At 38.2% G+C, this 19,948-nt stretch carries 19 protein-coding genes; 5 read left to right on the forward strand and 14 right to left on the reverse strand.

The features are described 5' to 3' along the window. Positions 1 to 14: 14 nt before the first annotated feature. Positions 15 to 944, reverse strand: coding sequence for a 1,4-dihydroxy-2-naphthoate octaprenyltransferase (gene menA / locus FW768_RS03755; protein WP_153392565.1), 930 nt, complete (start codon positions 942 to 944; stop codon positions 15 to 17). A gap of 72 nt (positions 945 to 1,016) precedes the next feature. Then, positions 1,017 to 1,853 (reverse strand): 1,4-dihydroxy-2-naphthoyl-CoA synthase, encoded by an 837-nt coding sequence (locus FW768_RS03760; RefSeq protein WP_153392568.1) that lies wholly within the window; start codon positions 1,851 to 1,853, stop codon positions 1,017 to 1,019. A gap of 197 nt (positions 1,854 to 2,050) precedes the next feature. Here FW768_RS03760 and FW768_RS03765 point away from each other — a divergent pair, with 197 nt between their 5' ends. After that, complete coding sequence (locus tag FW768_RS03765) at positions 2,051 to 2,476, forward strand: nucleoside 2-deoxyribosyltransferase domain-containing protein (RefSeq protein ID WP_196782922.1); 426 nt, start codon at positions 2,051 to 2,053, stop codon at positions 2,474 to 2,476. Between the two features lie 158 nt (positions 2,477 to 2,634). Here the strand turns inward: FW768_RS03765 and FW768_RS03770 are convergent, their stop codons facing one another. Beyond that, entirely contained in the window at positions 2,635 to 3,663 is a 1,029-nt protein-coding gene (locus tag FW768_RS03770) for a tetratricopeptide repeat protein (protein WP_153392571.1), read from the reverse strand. A gap of 28 nt (positions 3,664 to 3,691) precedes the next feature. Further along, complete coding sequence (gyrA, locus tag FW768_RS03775; protein ID WP_153392574.1) at positions 3,692 to 6,280, reverse strand: DNA gyrase subunit A; 2,589 nt, start codon at positions 6,278 to 6,280, stop codon at positions 3,692 to 3,694. A 148-nt stretch (positions 6,281 to 6,428) separates the two neighbouring features. Here gyrA and FW768_RS03780 point away from each other — a divergent pair, with 148 nt between their 5' ends. Continuing rightward, the gene (locus FW768_RS03780) at positions 6,429 to 6,743 is read left to right on the forward strand and encodes a DUF4286 family protein (RefSeq protein ID WP_153392577.1); all 315 of its coding nucleotides are present in this window, start codon (positions 6,429 to 6,431) and stop codon (positions 6,741 to 6,743) included. Between the two features lie 43 nt (positions 6,744 to 6,786). On the opposite strand, the gene FW768_RS03785 is transcribed toward FW768_RS03780, so the two are convergent. The 3 genes from FW768_RS03785 to FW768_RS03795 form a co-directional block, all read right to left on the reverse strand. Continuing rightward, positions 6,787 to 7,020, reverse strand: coding sequence for a hypothetical protein (locus tag FW768_RS03785; protein ID WP_153392580.1), 234 nt, complete (start codon positions 7,018 to 7,020; stop codon positions 6,787 to 6,789). Between the two features lie 160 nt (positions 7,021 to 7,180). Further along, on the reverse strand, positions 7,181 to 7,675 hold the full coding sequence (locus FW768_RS03790; RefSeq protein ID WP_153392583.1) for a GNAT family N-acetyltransferase: 495 nt from the start codon (positions 7,673 to 7,675) through the stop codon (positions 7,181 to 7,183). 4 nt (positions 7,676 to 7,679) lie between these two features. Next, the gene (locus FW768_RS03795; protein ID WP_153392586.1) at positions 7,680 to 8,192 is read right to left on the reverse strand and encodes a DUF421 domain-containing protein; all 513 of its coding nucleotides are present in this window, start codon (positions 8,190 to 8,192) and stop codon (positions 7,680 to 7,682) included. Between the two features lie 154 nt (positions 8,193 to 8,346). Here FW768_RS03795 and FW768_RS03800 point away from each other — a divergent pair, with 154 nt between their 5' ends. Next, complete coding sequence (locus FW768_RS03800) at positions 8,347 to 8,901, forward strand: DUF3828 domain-containing protein (RefSeq protein ID WP_153392588.1); 555 nt, start codon at positions 8,347 to 8,349, stop codon at positions 8,899 to 8,901. A 70-nt stretch (positions 8,902 to 8,971) separates the two neighbouring features. Here FW768_RS03800 and FW768_RS24055 read toward each other — a convergent pair whose 3' ends face one another. Then, complete coding sequence (locus FW768_RS24055; protein WP_409017740.1) at positions 8,972 to 9,106, reverse strand: bacteriocin-like protein; 135 nt, start codon at positions 9,104 to 9,106, stop codon at positions 8,972 to 8,974. A gap of 199 nt (positions 9,107 to 9,305) precedes the next feature. Between FW768_RS24055 and FW768_RS03805 the strand changes: the two genes are divergently transcribed. Next, complete coding sequence (locus FW768_RS03805; RefSeq protein WP_153392591.1) at positions 9,306 to 9,794, forward strand: hypothetical protein; 489 nt, start codon at positions 9,306 to 9,308, stop codon at positions 9,792 to 9,794. Between the two features lie 69 nt (positions 9,795 to 9,863). Here FW768_RS03805 and uvrA read toward each other — a convergent pair whose 3' ends face one another. The 4 genes from uvrA to FW768_RS03825 form a co-directional block, all read right to left on the reverse strand. After that, entirely contained in the window at positions 9,864 to 12,692 is a 2,829-nt protein-coding gene (gene uvrA / locus FW768_RS03810; RefSeq protein WP_153392593.1) for an excinuclease ABC subunit UvrA, read from the reverse strand. 176 nt (positions 12,693 to 12,868) lie between these two features. Continuing rightward, entirely contained in the window at positions 12,869 to 13,993 is a 1,125-nt protein-coding gene (locus FW768_RS03815) for a S1C family serine protease (RefSeq protein WP_153392596.1), read from the reverse strand. Between the two features lie 63 nt (positions 13,994 to 14,056). Next, positions 14,057 to 14,482 carry a hypothetical protein gene (locus tag FW768_RS03820; protein WP_153392599.1) on the reverse strand — a complete coding sequence of 142 codons (426 nt, stop codon included), beginning with the start codon at positions 14,480 to 14,482 and terminating at the stop codon, positions 14,057 to 14,059. A 23-nt stretch (positions 14,483 to 14,505) separates the two neighbouring features. Continuing rightward, complete coding sequence (locus tag FW768_RS03825; protein ID WP_153392602.1) at positions 14,506 to 14,913, reverse strand: hypothetical protein; 408 nt, start codon at positions 14,911 to 14,913, stop codon at positions 14,506 to 14,508. A 290-nt stretch (positions 14,914 to 15,203) separates the two neighbouring features. On the opposite strand from FW768_RS03825, the gene FW768_RS03830 reads away from it, so the two are divergent. After that, positions 15,204 to 17,024, forward strand: a complete 1,821-nt coding sequence (locus FW768_RS03830; RefSeq protein WP_153392605.1) for a LuxR family transcriptional regulator — start codon at positions 15,204 to 15,206, stop codon at positions 17,022 to 17,024. A 75-nt stretch (positions 17,025 to 17,099) separates the two neighbouring features. On the opposite strand, the gene FW768_RS03835 is transcribed toward FW768_RS03830, so the two are convergent. Further along, positions 17,100 to 18,032 (reverse strand): DUF3829 domain-containing protein, encoded by a 933-nt coding sequence (locus FW768_RS03835; protein ID WP_185151931.1) that lies wholly within the window; start codon positions 18,030 to 18,032, stop codon positions 17,100 to 17,102. Between the two features lie 16 nt (positions 18,033 to 18,048). Continuing rightward, the gene (locus FW768_RS03840) at positions 18,049 to 19,932 is read right to left on the reverse strand and encodes a type VI secretion system baseplate subunit TssF (protein ID WP_153392610.1); all 1,884 of its coding nucleotides are present in this window, start codon (positions 19,930 to 19,932) and stop codon (positions 18,049 to 18,051) included. Between the last annotated feature and the right edge of the window lie 16 nt (positions 19,933 to 19,948).

Raw genomic sequence — 19,948 nt, forward strand, 5'->3', positions numbered from 1 at the left:
TATAATATTTAGATTTAGTTGAATAAATTAAGTCCGGCTGCTGTAAGAATTGCCATTACAAACGTCATAATTCCCACCTGCTTTAGATATTGGTCTAATTCTCTTGGTTCTTTTACAGCCATGATGCTTCTTCTCAGTTTCGCCAGCGGAAACAACAGGATCATTACAATAAAAGCGTAGTAATTCTGCGCCTGAATAAATCCGTTCACGCCTAAAAATATAAGAATCAGAACCAGTGGAAGCTGTAACAGGATCATTTCATAGATCATGGCATTTTTGAAACCGATTCTCAATGCGAAACTGTTTTTTCCTGACAACTTATCACTTTCAATATCTCTCATGTTATTAAGGTTAAGAACCGCCATGCTCATCATTCCAATAGCTGTTCCTGGTAATAACATATCCCAGCTGAAAGTTTTGGTAAACAGGAAATAACTTCCACACACGGAAACCAGTCCGAAGAAGATAAATACAAAAATATCTCCCAGTCCCATATATCCGTAAGGTTTTTTACCTACCGTATACCCTATTGCTGCTAAAATACAGGCTACTCCCAGCCCGATGAAGATATAAAATTCATTCATGTACTCAGGGATGAAGGCTGTGTATAATAAAGCAACTGTCGCAATAAAAGAAAGTGCAGAAAAAAGGATTACCGCATTTTTCATCTGTTTTGCTGTAATCTTTCCTGATGCTACTGCTCTTGCTTCTGCTTCATTGATTCTTTTAGCGTCGGTTCCTTTTACTCCGTCACCGTAATCATTGGCATAATTTGATAAAATCTGATACAAAAGGGTTACCAGAAGAGCCAGAGCAAAAATTTTCCAGTCCCAGGTTCCGCCTTCTCTGTAAAGCCTCCATTTGGCGATGAAAGCTCCCATAATAATTCCGCTTAGGGAAAGCGGTAAAGTTCTTAGCCTCGCGGCTTTTATCCAATCAGTCATAAATTTATAAGTAATGAGCAATGGGTAATAGGTAATGAAATAGTGATCACTACTGATTACCCATCGACAATGTTATGAGATCCATTGATCTTCCCCGAAGTTTGGTTTTCTTTTTTCAAGGAATGCATTTCTTCCTTCCTGAGCCTCCGCGGTCATGTAAGCTAAACGGGTTGCTTCTCCTGCAAATACCTGCTGGCCAACCATTCCATCGTCTGTAAGGTTCATAGCAAATTTCAGCATTCTGATAGAAGTCGGAGACTTTGCAAGGATTTCCTGAGCCCACTCATAAGCGGTATCTTCCAGTTCTGCGTGAGGAATTACGGCATTCACCATTCCCATATCCAACGCTTCCTGAGCAGAATAATTTCTTCCTAAAAAGAATATTTCACGGGCTTTTTTCTGACCTACCATTTTCGCCAGGTAAGCAGATCCGTAACCACCGTCAAAGCTGGTAACATCAGCATCAGTCTGTTTAAAAATAGCATGTTCTTTACTTGCTAAGGTAAGATCACAAACTACGTGAAGAGAGTGTCCTCCGCCAACTGCCCATCCCGGAACAACTGCGATAACCACTTTTGGCATGAAACGGATCAGACGCTGAACTTCTAAAATATTCAGACGGTGTCTTCCATCTTCTCCTACATATCCCTGATGTCCTCTTGCTTTCTGGTCTCCTCCGCTGCAGAAAGCCCAACCTCCATCTTTTGAGCTCGGTCCTTCTCCTGATAAGAGAACCACTCCTATGGAAGGGTCTTCTGAAGCATCATAAAAAGCATCATAAAGTTCTGAGGTTGTTTTAGGTCTGAAAGCGTTACGCACTTCCGGTCTGTTGAAAGCAATTCTTGCTACCCCATTGCATTTTTTGTAGGTAATATCGTCGTATTCTTTGGCGGTTTTCCACTCAATCATTTTGTAAAAATTTTTCTCAAAGATACGGAATTGCAGAGAATTTTAACATTGATTTTTGATGATAATAACTGTGAAATCTATGGGATATTTTTGTTTAAAATTCAGGATTGAGATTAAAAGAATGGTATGGAATATTTTTTCTACCTTAGAATGAAGAATGTATAATATCCCTTAAGCTACATTTAACAAAAAATTTGATGAGACAACTTATTCTATCATTAGCATTTATCCTTTTATCATGGGGTGTATCTGCTCAAAAAGTAACGGTTATAAAATCTCCGGCAGCATTGCCTACTGAAGATAAAAGGTTAAAAATATTTCTGGGCGGCAGCATTGATATGGGCAATGCTGAAGACTGGCAGGCCAAAGTTACCAGGGAATTATCTGAAAAGAATTTTATATTATTTAATCCAAGGCGGGATGACTGGAATAAGGACTGGAAACCTGTGAGCACTGAACCTAATTTCAGGAAACAGGTAGAATGGGAACTTGAAGCATTAGAAAAATCAGATCTCATCATCATGTACTTCACCCCTAAATCCCAAAGCCCGATAAGCTTACTGGAACTGGGACTTTATGCAAGAACAAATAAACTGATGGTGGTCTGCCCTGAAGGATACTAGAGGAAAGGAAATGTTGATATTGTCTGTGAAAAATATAAGGTCCAACGATATGAATCTATTGACATGCTGATCAAGGCCCTGAAAGAAAAGACAGAATAAAAAAAATATAAAAAACCGGAGCATTTCTGTTCCGGTTTCTGTATAGTCAAACTAAAGGATTATTGTTTTGGTTTTGCAGCCAATTCTGTTTCTTTAGCTTTCATTTCTTTTACTTTCTCCATATTTTTAGTTACTACATAAATTTCTTTTAAGGCAGTAACAGCTTCAATATTTTGCGGAGATGCTTTGTACCATGCTTCTGCATAAGGTAAAGCTTTAGCAAATCTTTCTCTTCTTGCATCGATAAGTTTCGATGCTTCGTCCGGCTTATCTTTTCTTAAAGCATTGATCTGCTCTACCGTTTTAGAATCATCTCCAATTACTGTATAAACAAGGTTCTGGTGAGCATTATTCATATCAGGCTTAAGCTCAATTGCTTTTTTGAATGACGCAATAGCATCTTCTGATGTTGCAGGATTTTTAGACTGCATTACCCCAAGGTTGTACCAGTTTGTGGCATCAGTCGGGTTTTTAGCCAGCTGCTCTTTAAGGGTAGAAATAAATTTATCTGTATTTCCTGATGCATAATAAGCAGTTCCCTGAGCATCTTTCAGTTTCGCGTTATTAGGGTATTTCGCCAATCCTTTCTCAATGATTACTAAAGCCTCATTCGGTTTCTTAGCATTTAAGAGAAGAGTGGTTAATGTTTCATACAAATCCGGTTCAACACTTGGAGTCTGTTCTGTTTTAAAATCTGAATAATCAGAATTTTTCTTCATAAGATCCCAGGTTGTTTTATCCAAAGGCACAACGTTTCCTGTTTTCTTTTCTTTAGCAGTATAAGTTGTCTGGATACCTGTAAAGCCTGAATTAATTAAATCTGTGTAAATTTTAATCGCTTCATCGCTATTGTTTGCCAACGCATAGCTAAGCCCTGCATAATACATATAAATCTTGTCATCCTGCCCGCTTCCTTTCAGTAAGTTGTAAACTTCTACAAATTTAGGAGCTGCTGCGGTATAGTTTTTTGCGTTATACGCATCCATAGCAGCCTTATTAGCCGCCTGCAGTTGGGCATTTACATCGCCTTTCTGCCCGAAAACGAATGCAGAAGCAACGATAGCAATACCTAAAATGAGTTTCTTCATAATAACTATATTATATTAATTGTACAATTTATTCTTCAGAGTCAGAATTCTCATTTCCCTCTGCTGGTGTTTCATTTTCAGCCTGAGGTTCTGTATTATCGTTTTCCTGGTTATCGAAAAGACTTCCTGTTCCTTCTTCATTTTCTTCAGAATCTTCTTCTACATCTTTATCCATGGCTACTTTTGCAATGGCTGCAATTTCGTCATTTTTCTTGAGGTTGATCAGTTTTACTCCCTGGGTATTTCTTCCCATTACTCTCATTTCATCCATACCCATTCTGATGGCAACACCCGATTTATTGATGATCATCAATCCATCTTCGTCTGTCACATTCTGAATAGCAATCAGATTTCCGGTTTTTTCGGTAATGTTAAGGGTAATAACTCCTTTTCCTCCTCTATTGGTGATTCTGTAATCTTCTACAGCTGTTCTCTTGCCGTATCCTTTTTCAGATACTACAAGAACGGTTTCTTTCTCTACATCGTTCACAACAATCATACCAATAACCTCATCATTGTCTTCCATGGCAATACCACGTACTCCGATGGAACCTCTTCCTACTTCTCTTACTTTTTCTTCAGGGAAACGGATACACTTACCATTTTTGGTAGCAATCATAATCTGGGAAGTCCCGTTAGTTAGGTAAGCTCCCAATAACTGGTCATTATCTCTGATCTCAATAGCATTTACCCCGTTTACTCTTGGTCTTGAATAGGCTTCAAGTGATGTTTTCTTAATGGTACCATTCTTAGTCACCATCACTACACTCATTTGATTGACATATTCAGCATCTTTTAAGTTGTTGGTTCTGATGTATGCTTTGATCTTGTCGTCCGGTTCAATATTAATCAGGTTCTGTACGGCTCTTCCTTTAGCAGTTTTGGAACCTTCAGGGATTTCAAATACCCTTAGCCAGTAACATCTTCCTTTTTCTGTAAAGAACAGCATATACTGGTGGTTGGTTGCAGAAACAATATATTCAAGGAAATCGGAATCTCTTGTTGTTGCGGCTTTATTTCCTACTCCTCCTCTGCTCTGAATTTTATATTCGGAAAGGGAAGTTCTCTTCACGTATCCTGCATGCGAAATTGTAAGAACTACTGCTTCATTCGGGATGATATCCTCGATGGACATTTCACCTCCTGAAAAATCAATTTCCGTTCTTCTTTCGTCGCCATATTTTTCTTTGATCTCAATAAGCTCTTCCTTAATAATCTCGAATCTTCTGCTTTCATTAGCCAAAATCTCTTCCAAATTCAGGATCTCTTTCATGATCGCATCATATTCGTCGCGGATCTTATCAAGCTCCATTCCTGTAAGACGTGCCAATCTAAGATCAAGGATTGCCTGTGCCTGAATATCAGAAAGCTCAAATGCTTCAATCAGGCCTTCTTTTGCTGCCTGAGGGTTTGCACTGTGACGAATGATAGAAATTGCCCTGTCTAATGCATCCTGGGTTCCGATTACTTTCATGAAACCTTCAAGAATGTGGGCTCTTTCTTTTGCTTTTTTAAGCTCAAACTTGGTTCTTCTTACGATCACCTCATGTCTGTGCTCTACAAAATGATGAATGATATCTTTTAAGTTCAGCTGTTCCGGTCTTCCCTTAACTAAGGCAATATTGTTAACACTGAAAGACGTCTGAAGCGCTGTATACTTATATAAAAGGTTCAGAACAACGTTAGGAATCGCATCATTTTTCAGTTCATAAACAACACGCAGACCATTTCTGTCCGATTCGTCTCTGATCTCATGAATCCCCTGAATTTTGTCATCTTTAACCAATTCAGCAGTTCTGGCAATCATATCTGCTTTATTGACCTGGTAAGGAACTTCTGTAACAATGATTGCGTTTCTGTTTCCGATTTCTTCGAAATTCACCTTCGCTCTCAGCACTACTCTTCCTCTTCCGGTATGGAAAGCATCTCTTACCCCGTCATATCCATAGATAATACCTCCTGTAGGGAAATCCGGTGCTGTGATATGATGCATTAACTCATCAATGGTAATTTCTTTATTATCAATGTAAGCACAAATTGCATCAATTGATTCAGACAGGTTATGTGGTGCCATATTGGTGGCCATCCCTACTGCAATTCCTGAAGTACCATTTACCAGAAGGTTAGGAACTTTGGTAGGAAGAACGGTAGGTTCCTGTAAACTATCATCAAAGTTATTCTGAAAATCAACGGTTTCTTTATCAAGATCTGCAAGCACCTCATCAGAGATTTTTTTCAGTCTTGCTTCGGTATAACGCATTGCTGCAGGCGGGTCTCCATCCATTGAACCGAAGTTCCCCTGTCCGTCTACCTGCGGGTAACGTAAGCTCCAGTTCTGAGCCATTCTCACCATTGCATCGTATACAGAAGAGTCTCCGTGCGGGTGGTATTTACCCAAAACGTCCCCAACAATTCTCGCAGATTTCAAGTATTTTCTATTTGAAAAAACCCCTAGTCCATACATACCATACAGTACTCTTCTATGAACGGGTTTCAGGCCGTCTCTTACATCCGGAAGTGCTCTTGACACGATAACGGACATCGAATAATCGATATAAGACGACTTCATTTCATCAACAATGTTGATAGGAATCAGTCTTTCTCCTTCTTTTTGCATAAACAAATTTTATTATAATGACAGTCAGACCTTTAGCTGTGCGTCTGAAAATTATTTATTTCCAATTTTTATTAACGGGCTAATTTACGAAATTTTTACCGATTTTTGCCCTAGAATTTATCCACAAAATCTTAAAAATTCATAAAATATGAGCCTATTAAGTATAACTTTCCACTGCACGAAAAACAATATTGAAGAATGGGAAAATTATATTGATGAAACCCTGGTCCTGATGGCAGAAAACCTGATGGATGTCAATAAGTATATCCTGTCGGAAGTACACAGCGATTATATTGAAGAAGGCAAGAATTACAATCTTCTTCTGATGTTTGATAATGATGATCTTCGTGAAGATTTCATTAAAAGTGAGATGGTAAACATCGCTGAGAGGGTTGAAAAGAAATTCGGACAGGAGGTTATGATCTTCAATACATTCCTGAATCCTAAAAAATCCAGAATGTAATACATATCAAAAGCCCTGAAAAATCAGGGCTTTTTAATTTTTTTTAATCTCTGTGATGTTTGTGGCCTTTGTGCTTATGACGGTGACCTCTATCGTCATTGTCATAGTAGTACACTCTTTTTTTCACATGTCCCGGTGCATAGTACCTTGCACTTCCCCCATACATTTTTTTAGCATGTCCCGGCGGAACTCTTCTTACCTGGTGGTCGTGAACAACACACGATGTCAGCATCAACATTACTGTTACTACTCCAGCCATTTTAATCAAACCTTTCATTTTCTCACTTTTTCAAATTTCGTAGTGGAAATAACAATGTTAATGCCAAAGTAGTTCAATTATTGAGATATTAAAAGAATTAACAATTAAAAAATTATTATTTACTACTTATAACTCATTTTCAAGGCATGATTATGATCTTTCTGCGACTCTTTATCATTTATCCGATATTTTCACTTCTTTTCTCCATCATGATCACATCTTTCCATTGCCCATTGAGTTTTCCTATTTTCTTTCTTACTCCCACCGTTCTGAAGCCATTTTTCTGATGAAATCTGATGGATGCTTCATTTTCAGGGAAGATATTAATCTGCAGCGTCCAGAAACCATGATCTTCACTATCCAGAATCAGTTTTTTTAAGAGAACCGATCCTAAACCTTTTCCCTGATAATTATTATCGAAATAAATACTTACTTCAGCAACTCCTTTAAAGCATTCTCTTTTGCTGACAGGCTTTAAAGCGCACCATCCAACCACTTCATTTGTTTCATTCTCCAATACCCAACGGCAGTCATTGAAATATTCCATATTCCAGGCTTCAGCAGTAGGGATTTCTGTTTCAAAAGTAGCAATCCCTCCGTTTACACCCTGTCTGAAAATTTCCAGCACTTTAGCTTCATCAGCGGGAAGCATTTCTCTTAATTCGTAATTCATCTGTTTAATGGTATTTTCTTTTATTCTTTCTTTTGATTCTTGAATAATGGGTCTGTTTTTCCTGTTCATCTTCTGAAATCACACTGATGTTGCCATCTACTTCTAAAATAGACAGCTTTACATTCTTTATTTTTTCAACACCGTGCTCACGGATGGCTTCTTCAAGTTCATCACGGGTAATTTTCACTCTGTTTAAAGCCACCTGATCAATAATCCCGTCTTTAATCAGAACCACCGGATCTTCTTCCATAAATGTTTCAAATTTATGATTGGCAAACATGAAACGTTTTAAAATAAAGTTGGCAACGAACAGAACAAGCGCAGCAATTAGGCCGCCCTGAAGGGATGTATCGGGACCTACCATTGCATTCTGAACGGCATTAGAGATCAGAAGCAATAAAACAACATCTCCGGCATTCAGCTGTGAAAGTTGATTTTTCCCAAAAAGCCGTATCGCAATCACCATAAAAAGGTAGACGCACAGCGAACGGACAACTACGTTAAGAATAGGATCCACGAAAAGTTTTTTATATAATCAAATGTATTGATTTTTTGTTATTATACGGACGTATTCATGCAAAATACATTCATCCTAAAAATAAAAGTAAGAATGGTACTCTCCACGCTCTTTGGTACAGGTTTTGGAATTGAGTTTAAGTAATAAGCACTCTATGAGACGACTATTCTTCTTATCATTAAGTATGATCCTCTTTTTCACAGCATGCAATAAAGCCGGACCTTCACCTTCATCAGGCAATGGGAATGACGCAGTTACTGAAAAGGTGAATGATCTTTATACTCAATATGGAACTTCTAATGAAGCTTTATATCATCAGTCTTTTTCTGACAGCCTGTTTTCTCCTGATCTGAAAAGAACCCTGGAAACAGCGATCAATACATCAAAAGCAGATATTGAGAAAGTAAAGAACAGTGATCATCCGGATGAAAAACCTTTGCTATTTGAAGGGGCTGTTTTCTCAAGTTTATATGAAGGATATACCGGCTACAGGATCAAATCTACAAATATAAGTGCTGATAAAGCGACTGCTGATGCTGCCGTGGAGTTTGAATATACTGCAAGTCCGCCAAAAATGATCTGGACAGATCATGTAAATCTGGTTAATTCAAAACAGGGCTGGAAGATTGATAATATTATTTTTGATACCATTGCTCATTCTAAAGATCTTAAAACCACACTGAATGAGTTTATTAAAAACGCTCAATAAATATAAAGCCCTACCTTCTCAGAGAGAGAGACTTATAAAAAACCGCCTTATCATAAAGCGGTTTATTTTTTTAAGGGCACTGAGAGAGGCGAATTTCACTGCATATTGTTCTATTATACCTTTCACAATAAAAGCAGTAAATTTTAGGCTGTCCTCCGTACACGGCTTTCAGATCTGTTTTTGTCAATTTTTTTAAGTTTTTCATATTTTAAAATTTTATGATTGTTGAATTTAAAACGAATATCATTATTAATTATTACATGATACTATTCAAAAATTTCATTATTTATAGATTTTAATAAAAAAATGTAGCATTTAAAGCATAAATCGATGATAAAAAATCATTTGGTTTTAATTCCCTATCTTTAAAGCACCTAACAATCACACATCAATACAAAATTAATATGGAAATTATTACACCCAAGGGAGCTCATATCGGGCAAATGGACTCTATCAGTAAAGCCAGGATCGGAAATTCTCTTATTGAAGGCAGCGATGACATCATCCATTACAATAAGGGAGTATGCCACGATGCCGTAGGTTATACAATGTATATGCTGGGAGCCAAAATTACTCCAGATGAACTTACGATGTATAGCGGACAGGGCTGGCTGAAGAAATTCAACTATCCTGAAGGAGAAAAATGGGACGGCTACTCTGTTATTCCCAAAGGAAAAGCAATCGGTTTTTACAGATTAAAAGATAAAACATGGTTTCATTCTGCTTTAAGTACCGGAAACGGAGCCGAAATCCGGTCTGTAAATGGTTTTAAACTGGGAACAACCTGGTCGGTTCCGGCCGATATGAAATGGGTTCTGGGCAAACGCAATACTGAGGATGGAACCTTTAATTATGACGGTACAAAAATAGAGGTTTATATTTCTTCTTTGTAACTTCAGAATTGGATATAAAAAAGAATCTGCTTTTCAGGGCAGATTCTTTTATATTTTAAGTGAGACCTTCTACAATTCCCTTTTCAGAAACTTCCCAGTCAGACTTTTCTTAGACTTCACAATTTCCTCGGGAGTTCCCTGGGCTACGATCTGCCCGCCGTGTTTTCCGCCTTCAGGACCTACGTCAATAATATGGTCAGCTAATTTGATCACATCCATATTATGTTCGATGATAATGAATGAGTTTCCTAATTCCACCAATTGATTAATAGCATCCATCAGGATCTTTACATCTTCAAAATGAAGTCCGGTTGTAGGTTCATCAAGAATGTATAACGTATTTCCGGTCTGTCTTTTGGAGAGTTCGGTAGCCAGCTTGATACGCTGTGCTTCTCCTCCTGAAAGCGTTGTAGACTGCTGTCCCAGCGTAATGTATCCTAAACCAACATCCTGAAGAGTCTTTACTTTAGCAAAGATCTTAGGAATTGGCTGGAAGAATTCTACAGCTTCATCAATAGTCATATCCAGAACATCAGAAATTGATTTTCCTTTGTAACGAACTTCGAGAGTTTCTCTGTTGAAACGTTTTCCGTTGCAGGTTTCACAGTGTACATACACATCCGGAAGGAAATTCATTTCAATGACTTTAAGTCCGCCCCCCTGGCATGTTTCACATCTTCCGCCTTTCACGTTGAAAGAGAACCTTCCCGGCTTATAGCCACGGATCTTACTTTCCGGAAGCTCAGCAAAAAGGTTTCTGATATCGGTGAACATTCCTGTGTAGGTTGCAGGATTTGAACGTGGTGTTCTTCCGATCGGCGTCTGGTCTACATCTACAATTTTGTCGATATTCTCAAGACCTTCAATTTTTTTATACGGAAGAGGTTCCTGAACAGCTCTGTAGAAGTGTTTATTCAGAATCGGGTACAATGTTCCGTTAATCAGGGAGGATTTTCCGCTTCCTGAAATTCCGGTTACCACCACCAGTTTGCCTAAAGGAACATCCAGGGTTACATTTTTCAGGTTATTTCCTGTAGCTCCTTTTAATACTATATTTTTTCCGCTTCCTGCTCTTCTTTCAGCGGGAATTTCTATTTTTCTTTTTCCATTGATATACTGTGCGGTGATGGTATCTGCCTTCAGCAAATCTTTCGGTTTCCCCTGCCAAAGTATTTCTCCTCCGAATTTTCCGGCCCTTGGACCAATATCCAGTACCTCATCAGCTTCAAGGATCATATCTTTATCATGTTCTACCACCAACACGGAGTTTCCAATATCTCTAAGGTTTTTCAGTGAGCTGATCAATCTTTCATTATCTCTCTGGTGCAGCCCGATACTTGGTTCATCCAGAATATACAGTACGTTAACCAGCTGAGAACCGATCTGTGTAGCAAGGCGGATCCTTTGGGATTCTCCACCGGAAAGGGTTTTAGAACTTCTGCTTAAGCTCAGGTAATCCAATCCTACATCCAGAAGGAACTGAAGGCGGGTTTCTATTTCTTTTAAGATCTCGTGGGCAATGATCTTATTTTTTTCTGAAAACTTATCCTTTACATCAGCCAGCCAGTCTTTCAGATCTGCTAAGCTTAAAGCATTAACCTCAGCAATATTTTTTCCATCTATTTTAAAACTCAGACTTGAAGGCTGAAGACGTGTCCCATGGCATTCAGGACATATTTCCTCTGTCGTGAAGTGTCTTTCTAACAATACGGCTTCATAAGATTCTCTTTCTTCAATGATCTCTTCCATAAAAGAAATCAAACCATCAAAGCTGATCTTTATTTTCTTGGTAATTCCTGCGTATTTAAGATCTTTGTTGAATTCCTTATGACATCCGTTATAGATATAATCCAGCGCTTCTTCAGGAATATCCTGCATAGGCGTTGTCATACTTAAGCCAAAAATTTCAAGGATATTTTTAATCTGTGACAGGATCCATTTGTTCGATTTAATATCTTCCAGCGGCAATAATCCTCCCTGATTAATGGAAAGCTTAGGATTTTCCACAAAGTAATCGGTATTGATCTTTTTGATCATTCCCAGTCCTTTACAATCTGGGCAGCTTCCTTTCGGAGAATTGAACGAGAACGTATTCGGTTCCGGCAGTGCCAGTGAATGTCCTGTTTCAGCATCCATCAGGTTTTTTGAAAAATATTCAATATCTGTACTTCCCAGTTTCTGAATACCGATAATCCCCTCACCCATTTCCATCGCGGTACGGAGTGATTTTTCCATCCTTCCTTCTGAGGCATTTTCACCGATAATCCAACGGTCTATCACAATATCAATATCGTGGGTTTTATAACGATCCAGTTTCAGGTCGTATTCTATATCCTGTAATTCTCCGTCAATTCTTGCCTGCCCGTATCCTTTTTTGGCCATCTGAACAAAAAGTTCGTGGTAATGTCCTTTTCGGGAACGTACAACAGGAGCCAGAAGCATTATTTTTTCACCTTTATAGTTTTCCTTGATTGTTTCCAGAATCTGTTCTTCCGTATAGCTTACCAGTTTTTTTCCTGTGGATAAGGAATAAGCATCAGAAACTCTCGCATACAAAAGACGCAGGAAATCATAAAGCTCGGTAACTGTTCCTACTGTTGAACGTGGATTTTTATTGGTGGTTTTCTGTTCAATGGCAATCACGGGAGAAAGTCCTTCAATTTTATCTACATCAGGTCTTTCCAGCCCGCCCAAGAACTGTCGTGCATAAGCCGAAAATGTTTCGATATAACGGCGCTGCCCTTCTGCAAAGATGGTATCAAAAGCCAATGAAGATTTTCCGCTTCCGGAAAGCCCGGTAATAACAACCAGTTCATTTCGCGGAATTTTGACATTAATATTTTTCAGATTGTGTTCACGTGCTCCGTAAACTTCTATATATTCTGTTGATTTACTCATAATCTGGAGTGATTCTACCTGAAAATCACGATGTGCAAAATTACGGAATTTTATGCAATTGTATAAACCGGAAAGTTTTATTAAAGTTTAATTTTAGTTAAATTTTTTAAGTTACAATTTCTATCTCACGGAATCACGCCTGTAAGGGATAAATGGAGTTATTTTTCAGTTTCTGTTTAATATACTTTGATCAGGCATACGTAATTTTTTAATACTTTGACCTGATCCTGTAGTTCACTGGTTGAAAGTTTAGAAGTAGACAGAACAGCCTCTTTTTTTGAAATTTTTCTATATAAATTGAGTAAGTAAAAAGATTTTAAAGCATAATTTACATTCTCCGTTTTGGTTCCGGCAGCTTTTAATTTAGCGGTTGTTATCCCCACTATATTACCATCTCTATTAAAGAGCGGACCACCACTATTTCCTGGCTGTAGCGGAACGGAAATCTGATAATAACGCTCATCATCGGCAATACCGGATGTGGCACTGATAATACCGTCAGTAACTTTATAATTACTTCCCATGATATCATTTAAAGGATACCCCAGCGTAAAAACCCTTGAGCCGACCTCCTGGGTCTGTTCAATGCTGTATGGAATAGTTTCCAGGTTTTTAAATTTACTGTCTGTTATCTTCAGCAATGCAACATCATTAGGTGAATCAGCGATTAATAGTTGGGCTTTATAAGTAGATACCCCGGATTTATAGTTTACCGTAACTTCAATATCAGACGCATCTGCTACAACATGGGCGTTGGTGGCAATAATCCCAGTTGTGGTTAAAAAAAATCCACTACCCGATGCTATTGAATTATCTTTTTTAAAAATAGTTTCGTTTCCGGCAACAGGGTATGTTTTAATAAAATAATCGAGGCGTTTGCGCAGCGTTTTGGTGTCTTTTAGTTCTATTGAAAGTAAAGTTTCGCTTTCCATATCTACATTCGAAAAGGTTTCGTAGGGTGTTTTATCACTCATATACCATTTAGTAGAATACATTCCCTTTACAGCACCGGGTTCAAATACAGCTTTAACCTCTCCGGTTTTCCATCCGGGTACTTCGGTTTCAAGAATAATGGCTTTATATACAGAACCATCTTTTATAATTCCTATTTTGTAATGTGGCATACCATCCCGCTGATAGCTTTTATAAATACCTTCTATTGGGTCGAACTTTCGGGATGACATCGCAGCTCTGATGGATTCGTCTGTCCATTTCGTAAGTTCTGTTATGTTCTCTGCATGCTGAGCTGATACTATAAACGAATAAAGCAGGAACAATAACAATAGAATCTTATTTTTCATTCGTAAATTTTTAGTTTATACTTCGGTAAGACAAAGGATAAAATCCAAAACAACTGTTTTTTGCTAACGGGTCAGAATATAAGTCTGTTTGTAGGTTGTATTTCCTTCAGTTGCAGTATTACTGAATGTAAATTTGTTTTGGGTCAGTTCCAGGATTTTATGTTCCTTTTCCCATAAAATCATCGTGTTATTGACCTTCAATTCATAGGAGTATTCTGCTTCCCCCTCGGCATTCGTCTTTACTCTTCCGTTGGCAAAAAATTCAAAATAAATATTATGAGGATCATTGCTGATGATTTCAGGAGGCTGATTCCCTACTGTTGTTTCTTCTATAAATTCCACTAAATTCCAGTAGCCCAGTATTTTTTGCTGCGTCACTGATATCATGTCATCTTCATCATCTCCTGAACTGCTTTTCTGACAGCCAAAAGTGGCCATTAAAACGGCTAGTGACAATAGCAGGATGGGTAAAAATTTATTTGTTTTCATATCTGTTCAATTGTATGTTCATATTATCTGCCCAGGTTATAGGTTTGTTTACTGGTATAATTGGCATTTGCTTTTACAAATTCAAAAACCAGTTTTTGCTGGGTAAGTTCTTTTATAACACAGACATCGTTATTAATTTTAAGGGTGGTTTCGTTTTCAATGCTGTAAGGTTCTATCTGCTCTTCATTTCCACCTAAAGCATAGTATATATTTCCATCATTACGAAAATCAAAATAGTCGCCTTCCGCACCCGGTTTCGTCACGATATCAACAGGTTCCGAAGGTCTTGTAGTTTCAGTTACTAACGAAATGAATTTCCATTTACCCAGTATTCTTTCTTTTGCGGGGGCTTCTGAAGAATCTTCTCTGGAGCAGCCTGCTGTAATACCGAGTGATATTATTGTAAGCAGGATTAATATTGCTTTTTTCATAGTGTTAAAATTTAAAATCAAGACTATTATTTCTCTTACAAAGATGATGTCTGATGGATAAATTTTCCAACAAAAGAGATCTACAAAACATCTACAATCACAGATAAACGCTTTATAAAGAATATACAGCCCTATTTCTACTCTCATTCAGGATTATTTCAACGATGGAAACATACCTGTAATTAAATGAACAAATTGTATTTTTGTTTTATTCAGTATGATGAAATTCATTGAATCTGAATTAAGGTTAAGGTATAGCTTCCTTAAACCACTACGCCAAATCAAGCATTATGAAGCATCCTATAAAGTTCATAATTATTCTGTTCCTGTTTTTCGCCGGACCTGATAAGGTTCGCTCACAATCTATCATGGTTGATTCTTTGAAAAGCCTGCTCCGAAACCCGGGACTGAAACCGGAGAAGAAAGCAATGGCTCTTTCTCATCTTGGCCGTAACATCTATGAAACAGATCTTCCATCTGCCTTGAACTCCGCCAATGAAGCACTGAAACTAAGTCGCCAATTTTCTGACGGCCAGTACAGCGCTTTCGCTCTGGCTACATTAACGTATCTGAATGTACAACGGGACAGTTTGGTGCTGGCTCAAAAAAATATTGACAGTGCTTTAATTTATACGGCAAAATCCACAAACAGAGTGGTCAACGGATATGTGTGGCTCCGAAAAGGATGGCTTGAATACACGGTTAATAACACTCCGAAAGCTACGGCCAGCTTTTTTAAAGCCCTGCAACTGCTTGAAGGCCAGAAAGCATATGCTTATGAGAGTCTTGTCTATCATTATTTAGCGAGTATTTATGCCGATTTAAAAGATCCTGAAAAATTGAAGAAATACACCCATCTGAGCCTGAAATTCGCTAACCAATCCCGGGAACCGGATATCATCTGCAATGCTTATCTGGCCACAGGGTCTTCATTTTTACAGGGTTTCAGAAAAAATCCCTCAGAAAAAAAACTGCTTGATTCTGCTCTTCTCTACAATCAGAAAGTGCTGCAGCTTGCACAGGCACAACCCAGAAGGATTGTTAACCATATCAACATAGCCGCTGCAGCTTTAAATACAGCCAATATTTATTGGGAGTTCTTTCCAAAAGAGTATAAAGACAAAGCTCAAAATTATATTAACCAGGCTTTAACCATTGCCCGAAAAACCAGGCATGAAGAAGTGATTGCGAATTGTTATGGAATCTTAAGCGAATATGCCCTGGCAGAGGGTAATTATGCAGAGGCAGAAAGACTGTTCCTGTCTGGATTTTCTGAGGTAGAAAACAGTCTGGGCAGCAGTATTGGGGTGAAAGCTTCCATGATGAAGGGGCTTGCAACCGTAGCTGAGAAAAGCGGTGATCAGATCAAAGCATTAAATTACTATAAGCGGTACATGCAGTACGAAAAGGAAGCCTACAATGCTGCAAAACTGTCTATAGCCCAAAAGCTTGAAGTACGATACGAAGCAGAAAAGAAAGAAAAAGAACTTGCAACGCTGCAGGAAAGGGCCACTTTTAACAGAAAACTTAATTTTATTTCTATCGGCCTGATCATAGCGGGTTTTCTTACCCTTGTATTCATTTTCCGTTCTTATCATTTCCGTTTAAAATCCTCTATTCAACAGCAGAAACTGCGTGCTGAGGAAGCCGCCCGCCTAAAGGCTGAGCAGGAACTGCTGGAGGAAAGACAGGATAAATTACAAAAAGAACTGCTGGCGGGCAGCTTACAGATGGAACAAAAAAATGATCTTTTACAAACGATGCGGGACAAATTAGCAGATCAGCAGGAAAACGGGATGCTCAAAAACCAGATAGAGCGCATATTAAAAGAAGATCTACGGATGGACGAAGATTTTGAGCATGCCAAAGCCAGCCTCACCAACATACACCCGGAATTTTTTAACCGATTGCAGCAACAAGCCAATAATAAGCTTACCCGGCTGGATTTGAAACACTGTACTTACATACTCATGGGGTTTTCCAATAAGGAAATTGCCAATCGTTTGGGTGTGGACCCTAAAAGCATTATCATGGCAAGGTACAGGATAAAACAAAAATTAAATCTCGACAAAGAAGCCAGCCTGGATCTTTTGATACAAAAACTAAGTTGAAAATACCAGGCCAGGTTTTCAGATAAAAAAAGACTGACACACAGCGTCAGTCTTTCTATAAGTTTTCTTTGATCTTTATTTCACAAATGAATTGTAGGCATTCAATACAGATTCATAAGAGGAATCAATCTGCTGGATATCAGTGTCTGAAATTTTCCCGGATGCTTTTGAATCCCGGATTAGTTTTCTGTAATTATCCAAAAAGCCGGATGCATTTTTATTAAATTGGTCAAACTGAGATTTTTTGTAAGAATACTGTGGATCTTTAACATTGAATTCCAGTTTTGCATTGGCTTCTGCAGCTTTAGCAAATTCATCATATTTTTTCTGGGCTTCAGCTTCGTCAAATTTTCCTGCGTATTGCTTATCAAGAACATCCAAAACAGCATCCAGTGAACTCATCACACTTTTTGAAGAAATGATGTATTCTTTCATTGGATGATCTTTAAGAACGACTGCTTCAGCTGCATCTGTTGCCGGTTTTATTTTGGTTATAATGTTTTCTCCAGCTGTAAAAAAAGCCTGTGCTTCTGTCTCCAGATCCTTTTTTATCGCTTCAGCTTTCGCTCCTTTGTCGTCTTTATAGTCTTCGGAATTCATATAAGACTGCAATTCTTCAAATTTTTTCCCTATGCTCTCTTTTTTAGCTTTATAGGTATTAAAATCAGTTTCTATAGCTGCTTTATCCTTATCAAAACCCGAAGGCACTTCTTTGATTTTTGAAAAGCTGTGATCCATTGAACTTAATACAATGGGCATTATCAGCACATTTTCTCCTTTTGATTTGGCTACAGCTGCATCAGCATAGTTAAGAATTCCATCAATATGCTTGGATGTGCTTTTATAGGAATCTAAAAAATTATTATTGAAATCAATAATAGCGTTTGCATTGTCTGTACCTCCCACATCCAATACTGATTTGCCCAGTTTACTGAGGTCCTTCTTGCAGCTTATAACAGTGACTGAGGTGAAGGTCAGTGCCATGGCAAGTACGATAATCTTTTTCATATTTTTTTGTTTTGGTTTACATATCCTGGTAGTCTGTGTCTTCATTGCTGATTTTCACAACATATTCAATACCGTCTATGGCTTTTGCTATGATCTGATTTCTGAGAATATTGGCCATGTTTTCCCAATACGCTCTTCCATAGAACGAATAATTCTGTGGAATAATCTCAACTTCCACAGTTCTTACAAAGCCTTCTTTTGGTCTGTTGCTGATCATGGTTCCTCTTCTTACCCTTACTTCCTTCAGCTCATCCTTAAGAATCATTCTGCAGTAGTTTTTTACATCTTCCAAAGAAATTATTTTGTCTCTGGTTGTTAATGCATATTTATACGCCTGAATACTGTCTGTTCCTTTCTGCTCTTCGGAACCTCCGATGGTTTCGGTAAGCAGGATCACGGTCTGGGATTTTAGCTGATTGGAAAGTTCTGTTCCTGAACGCATATGATTGGCCAGTGTGCAGTGAGTGATCCAGAAAGAAGCATAAGTATGATCTGTTTTTTCTACAGGCTCCATAATTACATAATTCAGTTCCTGTCTGATGCTTCTTTTGGCATTGTTCACTTTCTGCACCATCGATTTCATTTTATCGGACATCTCGCTTAATACCCCTTTCACATTATCCCTGTTTAAAAGGGAAAAAGCAGCAATCTCATCCCTTGTCAGTTCCAGTACATTGGCAATCATATCTACTGCATTTCTGTTGGTGAATCGCTCCATACCTCCTTTTCTTACGGTATACAAGCCTTTTTTAAGATCATCCGCTGGAGTGAATGGAATTTCGGTGTATTTTCTCCCGTCTCCATCCTGAACCTCATCTACATACAGAAAATGTTCACCTTCATCAGTTACCAGAGGAATGTTATTTCCCATGATATCAAGGCTATATTCTGTTTTCTTCCAGCCTCTGTTATAAACAGGGAAAGCATTCATTACGAATGAAAAGTTATCGAGAATCTCTGCTGAAAACTGTGGTGGAAACTCGAAAGTAAGCCATAGATAACGCTTATCTCCGATCTGTTTTGTAATTTCTTCTTTTCCTGCCAGAAAATCAAGATTCTGCGGAAGTTTTCCAGGTTCTGAAAATAAGCTGCTTGAAATACCTGTAATTTCAATGAATTTATGACGGTAAATACTTTTTATGTCTTCAATAACTTTATTTCGGATAGACTGTTCTCTGAACATCTGCTCATATCCGTCCTGCTGATTATTGGAAAGATAACTTAACCCTTCTCTCACAAACAACGGATTCCCATTACTGGAAACGGTAATATAAGGTAATAGTTTATAGACGAAATCCAAATGTTCAAAAGCTGGGTTTGAGCAGAATATGCTAAGGTATTTAGGAAAGTTTTCACTGGCGTATTTACTTACATCCACCCCTATTGTAACCTTTCTATAGTCTTCCGGTCTTCCCTGAAATCTTGCGACAGGTATTTTATTCAGTCTGTCATCAACACTATAACATGTATTTCCTACAAACATCACTGCAGTCTGCGCTTTATTAATACGGACATTTCCAATGGGGGTAAAAGGAATATTCAGCTGTTTATCTGATTCTGATTTCACCGTGGAAGTCATCTGCTTACGGAAGAAAAACTCGGAATGTTCCAAAAGAATCTCCGAAGATTCATAAGGCTGGGTATAAGCAACAGCATGAGCCGGAATTGGATGGGTATAAATAGAAGGGGTCAGAAGTTTAGCCAGTTTTTCAAGAATTCTGGCATTAACGGTCTGAATTTCATTATTAGCTTTAAAAACTTCCGTACTGAATGCATCAATCAGAAGCTTTACAAAAGGATCCAGAGACTGCGGACTTTTCAGCCCCCATACTTTGGTTGCATTCTGAAGCATCCTGGCCTTTACAGATTCTTTGGAATATATATTTTGATCTAAGTTCATAAGTTTTGTGGTGGTT

Origin of the sequence: Chryseobacterium vaccae (assembly GCF_009602705.1) — a bacterium.
In the GTDB taxonomy this organism is placed as follows: Bacteria; Bacteroidota; Bacteroidia; order Flavobacteriales; family Weeksellaceae; genus Chryseobacterium; species Chryseobacterium vaccae.